Origin of the sequence: Camelimonas fluminis (assembly GCF_014656355.1) — a bacterium.
Classification (GTDB): domain Bacteria; phylum Pseudomonadota; class Alphaproteobacteria; order Rhizobiales; family Beijerinckiaceae; genus Camelimonas; species Camelimonas fluminis.
The window spans coordinates 53,463-61,674 of the sequence record NZ_BNCG01000018.1; the positions used below are offsets into that span (position 1 = coordinate 53,463).

The 8,212-nt window shown below is 68.8% G+C and carries 5 protein-coding genes; 4 read left to right on the forward strand and 1 reads right to left on the reverse strand.

The features are described 5' to 3' along the window. Positions 1–148: 148 nt before the first annotated feature. From IE243_RS16525 to IE243_RS16535, 3 genes are all read left to right on the forward strand, one after another. Entirely contained in the window at positions 149–811 is a 663-nt protein-coding gene (locus IE243_RS16525) for an MBL fold metallo-hydrolase (RefSeq protein ID WP_191320493.1), read from the forward strand. 196 nt (positions 812–1,007) lie between these two features. Further along, positions 1,008–1,289, forward strand: coding sequence for a DUF3297 family protein (locus IE243_RS16530; RefSeq protein WP_191320494.1), 282 nt, complete (start codon positions 1,008–1,010; stop codon positions 1,287–1,289). A gap of 117 nt (positions 1,290–1,406) precedes the next feature. Next, entirely contained in the window at positions 1,407–2,651 is a 1,245-nt protein-coding gene (locus IE243_RS16535) for a YbfB/YjiJ family MFS transporter (RefSeq protein ID WP_191320495.1), read from the forward strand. 48 nt (positions 2,652–2,699) lie between these two features. Here IE243_RS16535 and mutS read toward each other — a convergent pair whose 3' ends face one another. Continuing rightward, positions 2,700–5,420, reverse strand: coding sequence for a DNA mismatch repair protein MutS (gene mutS / locus IE243_RS16540; RefSeq protein WP_191320496.1), 2,721 nt, complete (start codon positions 5,418–5,420; stop codon positions 2,700–2,702). Between the two features lie 428 nt (positions 5,421–5,848). On the opposite strand from mutS, the gene IE243_RS16545 reads away from it, so the two are divergent. Continuing rightward, complete coding sequence (locus tag IE243_RS16545) at positions 5,849–8,137, forward strand: NADP-dependent malic enzyme (RefSeq protein ID WP_191320497.1); 2,289 nt, start codon at positions 5,849–5,851, stop codon at positions 8,135–8,137. The last annotated feature ends 75 nt before the right edge of the window (positions 8,138–8,212 follow it).

The window sequence follows — 8,212 nt, forward strand, 5'->3', positions numbered from 1 at the left end:
CTGCATGGTGAAACCCGCCGCCGCGCCGATGGGCCGCGACTTCCCGCGAAAACCGGCCGCGCTGGTCACGGCCGCCGAATGTCGCTACCCATAACGCCAGCAAGGATCACCGGGCGGGCTGACCCCGCCGTATTTTCAGGAAGCGCTCATGAGCGACGAGAACAACCGGCCGGAATTTCCCCTGCGCGCCGCCATCGTGCCGGTGACCCCGTTCCAGCAGAACTGCACCATCATCTGGAACGAGGACACCATGGCCGGCGCCGTCGTCGACCCCGGCGGAGACCCGCACCTGATCCGCAAGGCGCTGGAGCAGACAGGCGTCAAGGTCGAGAAAATCATCATCACCCACGGTCATATCGACCATGTGGGCGCGGCGGCTGAACTCGCCGAAGAACTGGGCGTCAAGATAGAGGGTCCGCACAAGGCCGACGCCGAGATGATGCAGAATGTCGAGTTGCAGGCGCAGAAGTGGGGCATCGGCGGCGTGCGCAACCTCTCCAGCGACCGCTGGCTGGAGGAAGGCGACAAGGTGACGGTCGGCGGCGCGACATTCGACGTCTACCATTGCCCCGGCCATTCGCCTGGCTCGGTGGCGCTGGTCAACGGCGACCAGCGCATCGCCCTGGTGGGCGACGTGGTGTTCCAGGGCTCCGTCGGTCGCACCGACCTGCCCGGCGGCGACCACAACGCGCTGATCCGCTCCATCAAGGAAAAGCTGCTGCCGCTGGGCGACGACATCGCCTTCATCTGCGGCCACGGCCCGATGAGCACCTTTGGCCAGGAGCGGCAGTTCAACCCGTTCCTGAACTGATGCGCATTGCGCCGGCCGCCCGGATCAGGGTATGAGCCGGCCCCGCATGACATGGGGCAACGCCGGTTCATCCTGACCGGCGACTGCCCTCCCCTCCGGTTTCATCTGTTTCCCGGCGCAAGGCTGTGTCCGTTGCGCCGGGGAACGCTGATTGCGCAAACGCCGCGCCCCCTGGACGCGCGCCCTGGAAGAGAAGATGAGCGAACAGACCGTCACGCCCCCCGACCGCCTCAGCGTCGATCCCGACAGCCCGTTCCACGACGAAGCCGTGCTGGCGCGCGGCGTCGGCGTGCGCTTCAAGGGCGTCGAGAAGACCAATGTGGAAGAATACTGCGTCAGCGAGGGCTGGGTGCGGCTCAGCGTCGGCAACACGGTCGACCGCCGGGGCCGGCCCATGGCCGTGAAGCTGAAAGGCGCGGTTGAACCGTACTTCCAGAACAGCGCCCAGGACAGCGCCCAGGACAGCGCCGAAGCCTGAGGCCCGCCGCCGCCTGTCCGGCGACACGCCGCCGGCATGCGTTTTTCGCCTGGGGGGAACGCTCCCCAGGCCGGGCGGCGCGCTCGCCACCTGGATTGCCCCGTGTATGGTTGCGGCATGCGCCAGACATCGCCCCAGCCCGCCCCTTCCCTCGCCGCCGGATCGCCCGCCGTCCCGCCGCCCTGGCGCCTGACGGCCTCGGCCATGTGCGCCATGTTCATTGGCATCGGCCTGGCGCGCTTCGCCTACACGCCGCTGATGCCGGCGCTGGTCGGGCAGAACTGGTTCAACCAGTCGCAGGCCGCCTACATCGGCGCGGCCAATCTTGCCGGCTATTTCATCGGCGCGCTGCTGTCGCGGAAACTCGCCTCCGGAAATCCCAGGCTGGCGCTGCAGGCGTCCATGATCGCCTGCGCCGTCAGCTTTTTCGCCTGCGCCTGGCCGTCGTCCTTCCTGTGGTTCTCCTTCTGGCGTTTTCTTGCGGGTTTCGCGGGAGCTGTGGCGCTGGTCACGGCGGCGCCGTTCGTGCTGCCGTTCGTGCCCGAGAAACGACGCGGCTTCGCCTCCGGCATGATCTTCGTCGGGCCAGCGATCGGCGTGACGCTCGGAGCGCTGCTCGTCCCGTGGCTGGTGACCCAGGGGCTTACCTTCACCTGGCTCGCGCTCGGCGTCGTCTGCGCGCTGGTCACGGCGCTTGGCTGGAGCGGCTGGCCGCCCGCGCCGGCAAAACAGCCAGCCGGCGCGGCGGCCGTCCACGCGCCGGCCCCCCACGGCCGGTCGCCCGCCGCCGTGGCGACGCTGCTGGCTGGCGTTTACGCCGTTTATGCGCTCTCGGCCTTTGGCCTCGTGCCGCACATGATTTTCCTCGCGGACTATGTGGCGCGCGGGCTGAACTGGGGCCTGACCAGCGGCGCCATGTACTGGGCGCTGTTTGGCGTGGGCGCCATGCTCGGTCCGGTGATCACCGGCGCCTGCGGCGATCACTTCGGCTTCCGCGCCACGCTGCGGGTCGGCCTGGTGCTGCAAATGCTCGGCGTCGGCGTGCTCGCCGTCTCGGCGGACCCGTTCCTGCTGGCGGCGTCCAGCATTTTGATCGGCGCCTTTGTGCCAGGGGTCGCGGTGCTGACAATGGGCCGGCTGCGGGAAGTCGCGCCGGCGGACCGGATCCCTGACGGCTGGCGCATCGCCACGGTTGGCTTTGCCGTTGGCCAGGCCGCAGCCGGCTATATTTTCTCGTGGGTGTTCGCCCGCACCCATGACTATCCGCTGCTGTTCGGCGTCGGCGCGGGCATTATCGTGCTGGCCCTGGCGGTGGAGCTGACCACCAGCGCCCTTGCGGCGCGGCGCAACCGCGCGACCTGAGCGTCCAGACTTCGCGACTGGGCGCCTTCCGTTTTGGCGGAAACCGCCTCAGTCGCGCAGCATGGTCTTGAGATTGTAGAGCGCGTCCAGCGCGGCGCGCGGCGACAGGTCGTCGATGTCGATGGCCGCCAGGGCCTCGCGCACCGGATCTGGCCGCGCCGGCTCCGCGGCGATGGCCTGGCGCGGCGCCCCGCGCGGCGCGGCGGCGAACAGCGGCAGATCGTCAATCAGCGCCGACACCGGCTTCTCCCGGTCGCCTTTTTCCAGTTCGGCGAGAATTTGCTTCGCCCGCTCCACCACCGACGTCGGCAGGCCGGCGAGACGCGCCACCTGGATGCCGTAGCTGCGGTCGGCGGCGCCGGGCGTCACCTCGTGCAGGAACACGACCTCGCCCTGGAATTCGGTGACGCGCATGGTGGCGTTGGCCACCCGATCGAGCCGTTCCGACAGCGCCGTCAGCTCGTGATAGTGGGTCGCGAACAGCGAGCGGCAGCGGTTGACCGCATGCAGATGCTCGATGGCCGCCCAGGCGATGGACAGGCCATCGAAAGTGGCGGTGCCGCGACCAATCTCGTCGAGGATCACCAGCGCGCGCGGGCCGGCCTGATTGAGGATGGCCGCCGTCTCGATCATCTCAACCATGAAGGTGGAGCGGCCGCGCGCCAGATCGTCAGCGGCGCCGACGCGGCTGAACAGGCGGTCGACGACGCCGATGTGGGCGCGGCTGGCCGGCACGAAGGCCCCCATCTGCGCCAGCACCACGGCGAGGGCGTTCTGGCGCAGATAGGTCGATTTACCGGCCATGTTGGGACCGGTGACGATCATGATGCGCCCGCTCTCGCCGCCGGCAACGCCCAGATCGCTGTCATTGCCGACGAAGGGCTGGCCCTGACGCTTCAGCGCCGCCTCCACCACCGGATGACGCGCCTCCTCCAGACAGAAAGCAAGGCTGTCGTCCACCACGGGCCGCACCCAGCGGCGCTCGACGGCCAGCTCCGACAGGGCGGCTGTGACGTCAAGCGCGTCCAGGGCGCTGGCGGCGGCGACAATCGGCCCGGCATGGTCGATGAGCAGGGCGCGAAGACGCTCGAACACCGCCAGTTCGACGCCCCGCGCCCGGTCGGCGGCCGAGGCGATCTTCGCTTCCAGTTCACCGAGTTCAACGGTGGAGAAACGCATGGCGCCCGCCATGGTCTGGCGATGAACGAACAGGCTGTTCAGCGGCGGCTGCAAGAACGTCTCGCCCGCCGCCTGAGGCGCCTCGACGTAGTAGCCGATCATGTTGTTGTGCTTGATCTTCAGCGTCCGCACGCCGGTTTCGGCGGCGTAGCGGGACTGCAGGGCGGCGATGTAGCGGCGGCTGTCGGCCTGCAGCAGCCGCGCCTCATCGAGCGCCGCATCATAGCCTTCCCGCACAAAACCGCCGTCGCGCTTCAGCAGAGGCAGCTCGTCGGCCAACGCGGCGGCCAGCGCGTCGGCGACGCCCGCATCCAGCGCCCGCAGCGCCGCGCCGGCGCCGGCGATCTCCCCCGGCAATCCGTCGTTCTGGCCAAGCAACTCCCCAAGCCCATGGGCGGCCTGCAAACCGGCGCACATGGCCGCCAGATCGCGCGGGCCGCCGCGATCCAGGGTGAGGCGCGACAGGGCGCGGGCCATATCCGGCGCGGCTTTCAGCCGCTCGCGGATGGCGCCGCGCAGCAGGCTGTCGCCGGTCAGCGCCTCCACCGCGTCATGGCGGGCGCGGATGCGGGTGAGATCGGTCAGCGGCCCGGCCAGACGCTCGGCCAGCAGGCGGCCGCCGCCCGGCGTCAGGGTCATGTCGATGGTCGCCAGCAGGCTGCCGGCGCGCTCGCCGCCAAGGGTGCGGATCAGCTCCAGATTGGCGCGGGTGGCGGCGTCGACGGAAAGAACGCCGCCCGCCGCGCCGCGCGACGGCGGCGACAGCGCCGGCCGGGCGCCATATTGCGTGCGCTCCACATAAGCCAGCGCCGCCGCGGCGGCGGCGGTTTCAGCGCGGGAAAAGCTGCCGAAGGCGTCCAGCGAAGCGACGCCGTAATATTCCTGCAAGCGGCGCGCCGCCGAGGCCGGATCAAGGCCATCACGCGGGATCGGCGTCACCAGCACCCGGCTTTCCCGCCAGAAATGCGCGAGATCCGCATCATCGTAGATGGCGTCGGGCACGACGATCTCGCGCGGATCGAGCCGGGCCAGCTCGGCGGCCAGCCCGCCCGCCTCCGTTTCCGTGACGGTGAAACGGCCGGTGGTGATGTCAGTGGCGGCGACGGCGTAGGTCCAGCCGTCATCGGCGCGCTGGCGGGCCACGGCGGCGAACAGGCTTGAGCGGGCGGGGTCGAGCAGTCGCTCCTCGGTGACGGTGCCCGGGGTGACGAGGCGCACGACGTCGCGCTTCACCACGGATTTGCCGCCGCGCTTGCGGGCTTCCGCCGGATCTTCGGTCTGTTCACAGACGGCCACCCGGTGTCCGGCGGCGATCAGGCGCTCCAGATATTCGTCGGAGCGCTCCACCGGCACGCCGCACATGGGGATGTCCTCGCCCTGGTGCTTGCCGCGTTTGGTCAGAACAATGCCCAGGGTGCGCGACGCCTCTTCAGCGTCGGTGAAGAACAGTTCGTAAAAATCGCCCATCCGGTAGAACAGCAGCGCCTCCGGGTGCGCCGCCTTGATTTCAAGATACTGGGCCATCATCGGCGTCACGCGGCTGGCGGACGCATCGGTTTCCTGGCGGGCGGATGTGTGGGCGTCAGCCATGGGCCTGCGGCTTGCCTTCCTGCTCGGGCCGGGCGCCCGCGCCGCGCAACGGCGGCGGGACCCCGGAAAAAGAATCCACTGTGACAGCGGCAAGCTACTGCACTTCACAGAGAAATGGCGCCGCCGTCGCGCCGTGGACTGTGCACAAGCGCCGCGCCACGCGCCAGACGTTCCGAAAACTGGAGAGACGGCCCGCCATGCGGCGACGCCGGAGCTTTGACCGGCATTGGACGAAAGAAATTTTGCCCTTTTCAGTCTTATGGGCCAATAGACAGTCAGAACGCGCGAAATTGTCGTCCCACGCGCTTGAGGAAACGTCACCGCGCGCCTACTCTCCGGCGCCTCGTCCTTGAGCGGGGCGCGGAGCCGGGCAAGGTTTCACGACCTCACCCGCGCCGACATCAGAACAAAGAGCACAGAATTCCGCCATGACCGACCAGCCCACGCGCCGCCAGGCGCGCCCGACCTTCACCGAACAGGAAGCGCTCGATTTCCACTCCAACGGCCGTCCCGGCAAGCTGGAAATCGTTCCGACCAAGCCAATGGCGACCCAGCGCGACCTGTCGCTGGCCTATTCGCCAGGCGTGGCTGTGCCGGTGCTGGCCATCGCGGACGATCCGTCGCGCGCCTACGACTACACCGCCCGCGGCAATCTGGTGGCGGTGATCTCGAACGGCACCGCGATCCTTGGTCTTGGCGATCTCGGCGCGCTGGCCTCCAAGCCGGTGATGGAAGGCAAGTCGGTGCTGTTCAAGCGCTTTGCTGACGTAGACTCCATCGATCTGGAAGTCGACACCAAGGACCCGGACGCGCTCATCAACGCGGTGCGTTATCTTGGCCCGTCCTTCGGCGGCATCAATCTGGAAGACATCAAGGCGCCCGAGTGCTTCGTCATCGAGGAGCGCCTGAGCGAGCTCATGGACATTCCGGTGTTCCATGACGACCAGCACGGCACGGCGATCATCGCCGCCGCCGGCATGCTCAACGCCATGCAAATGACTGGTCGCGACCCGAAGACGACGAAGCTGGTGGTCAACGGTGCCGGCGCGGCGGGCATCGCCTGCGTCGAGCTGATCAAGGCCATGGGCTTCGCCCCGGAGAATGTCATCCTCTGCGACACCAAGGGGGTGATTTACCAGGGCCGCCAGGAAGGCATGAACCAGTGGAAGTCGGCGCACGCGGCCAAAACCGACGCGCGCACGCTGGAAGACGCTTTCGTCGGCGCCGACGCGGTGATGGGCCTTTCGGCCAAGGGTGCGTTCACGGCGGAGATGATCCGCTCGATGGCGCCCAACCCGATCATTTTCGCCATGGCTAATCCTGATCCGGAAGTGACGCCGGAAGAGGTGCACGCGATCCGCGACGACGCCATCGTCGCCACCGGCCGTTCGGACTATCCGAACCAGGTGAACAACGTGCTCGGCTTCCCCTACATCTTCCGCGGAGCGCTCGACGTGCGCGCCACCCGCATCAACATGGAGATGAAGATCGCCGCCGTGGAGGCGCTGGCCGCCCTCGCCCGCGAGGACGTGCCGGACGCGGTGGCCGCCGCCTATCAGGGTTCCCGCCCGCGCTTCGGCCGGGAATACATCATCCCGGTGCCGTTCGACCCGCGCCTGATCCACACGGTGCCGCCGGCGGTGGCCAAGGCCGCCATGGACACCGGCGTGGCGCGTCGCCCGATCGTCGACATGCAGCGCTACCGCAATGAGCTTTCCGCCCGCCGCGACCCGGTCGCCGGCGTGCTGCAGGGCGTGTTCGAGCGGGTGCGGCGCCAGCCGAAGCGGGTCGTCTTCGCAGAGGGCGAGGAGGAGCAGGTGATCCGCGCCGCCGTCTCGTTCGTCAATCAGGGGCTGGGCACGGCGGTGCTGGTGGGCCGCGAGGAGCTGGTCCGCGCCGCCGCCACCAGCGCCGGCATCGAGCTGGACGGCCGCGAGGGCATCGAGATCCACAACTCGCGCCTGTCGGACCGCAATCCCGCCTACGCGCAGTTCCTCTACAACAAGCTGCAGCGCAAGGGTTACCTGCTGCGCGACTGCCAGCGGCTGGTTAACAACGACCGCAACTACTTCGGCGCCGCCATGGTCGCCATGGGCGACGCCGACGCCATCGTGACCGGGGTCACGCGCAACTACGCCCAGGCGCTCAGCGACGTGCGCCATGTGCTCGACACCAAGCCCGGCCACCGGGTGATGGGCCTCTCCATGGTGCTGTCGCGCGGGCACATGACGCTGGTGGCCGACACCGCCATCGCCGAGATGCCGACCGCCACGGAGCTGGCCGACATCGCCGTGCAGGCGGCCAACGCCGCCCGCCGCCTCGGCCATGAGCCGCGCGTCGCCATGCTGTCGTTCTCCACCTTCGGCCAGCCCGAGGGCGAGCGTTCGGCGCAGATGCGCGAAGCCGTGCGCATTCTCGACCAGCGTCATGTCGACTTCGAGTACGAAGGCGAAATGGCCGCCGACGTGGCGCTCGATCCGGACCTGATGAAGCAGTTCCCGTTCTCGCGCCTGAAGGGCCCGGCGAACGTGCTGGTGATGCCGGCGATCCATTCCGCCGCCATCTCCACCAAGCTGCTGGAGCAGCTCGGCGGCGCCACGGTGATCGGTCCGCTGATCGTCGGCCTCGACCGCGCCGTCCAGATCGCGCCGCTTGGCGCGCGCGACAGCGAAATCGTCAACATGGCGGCGCTGGCGGCGCTGAACGTCGGCGGCTGAAGCCCCGGACGCGACAGGGGGCCGGCGACCGGCTCCATGCGAAACAGGAACGGCCCGGAGCATATGCTCCGGGCC

Coding starts and splice junctions, on each gene's coding strand:
- IE243_RS16525 (WP_191320493.1), top strand. CDS start 149: ATGAGCGACGAGAACAACCGGCCGGAATTTCCCCTGCGCGCCGCCATC.
- IE243_RS16530 (WP_191320494.1), top strand. CDS start 1,008: ATGAGCGAACAGACCGTCACGCCCCCCGACCGCCTCAGCGTCGATCCC.
- IE243_RS16535 (WP_191320495.1), top strand. CDS start 1,407: ATGCGCCAGACATCGCCCCAGCCCGCCCCTTCCCTCGCCGCCGGATCG.
- mutS (WP_191320496.1), bottom strand. CDS start 5,420: ATGGCTGACGCCCACACATCCGCCCGCCAGGAAACCGATGCGTCCGCC.
- IE243_RS16545 (WP_191320497.1), top strand. CDS start 5,849: ATGACCGACCAGCCCACGCGCCGCCAGGCGCGCCCGACCTTCACCGAA.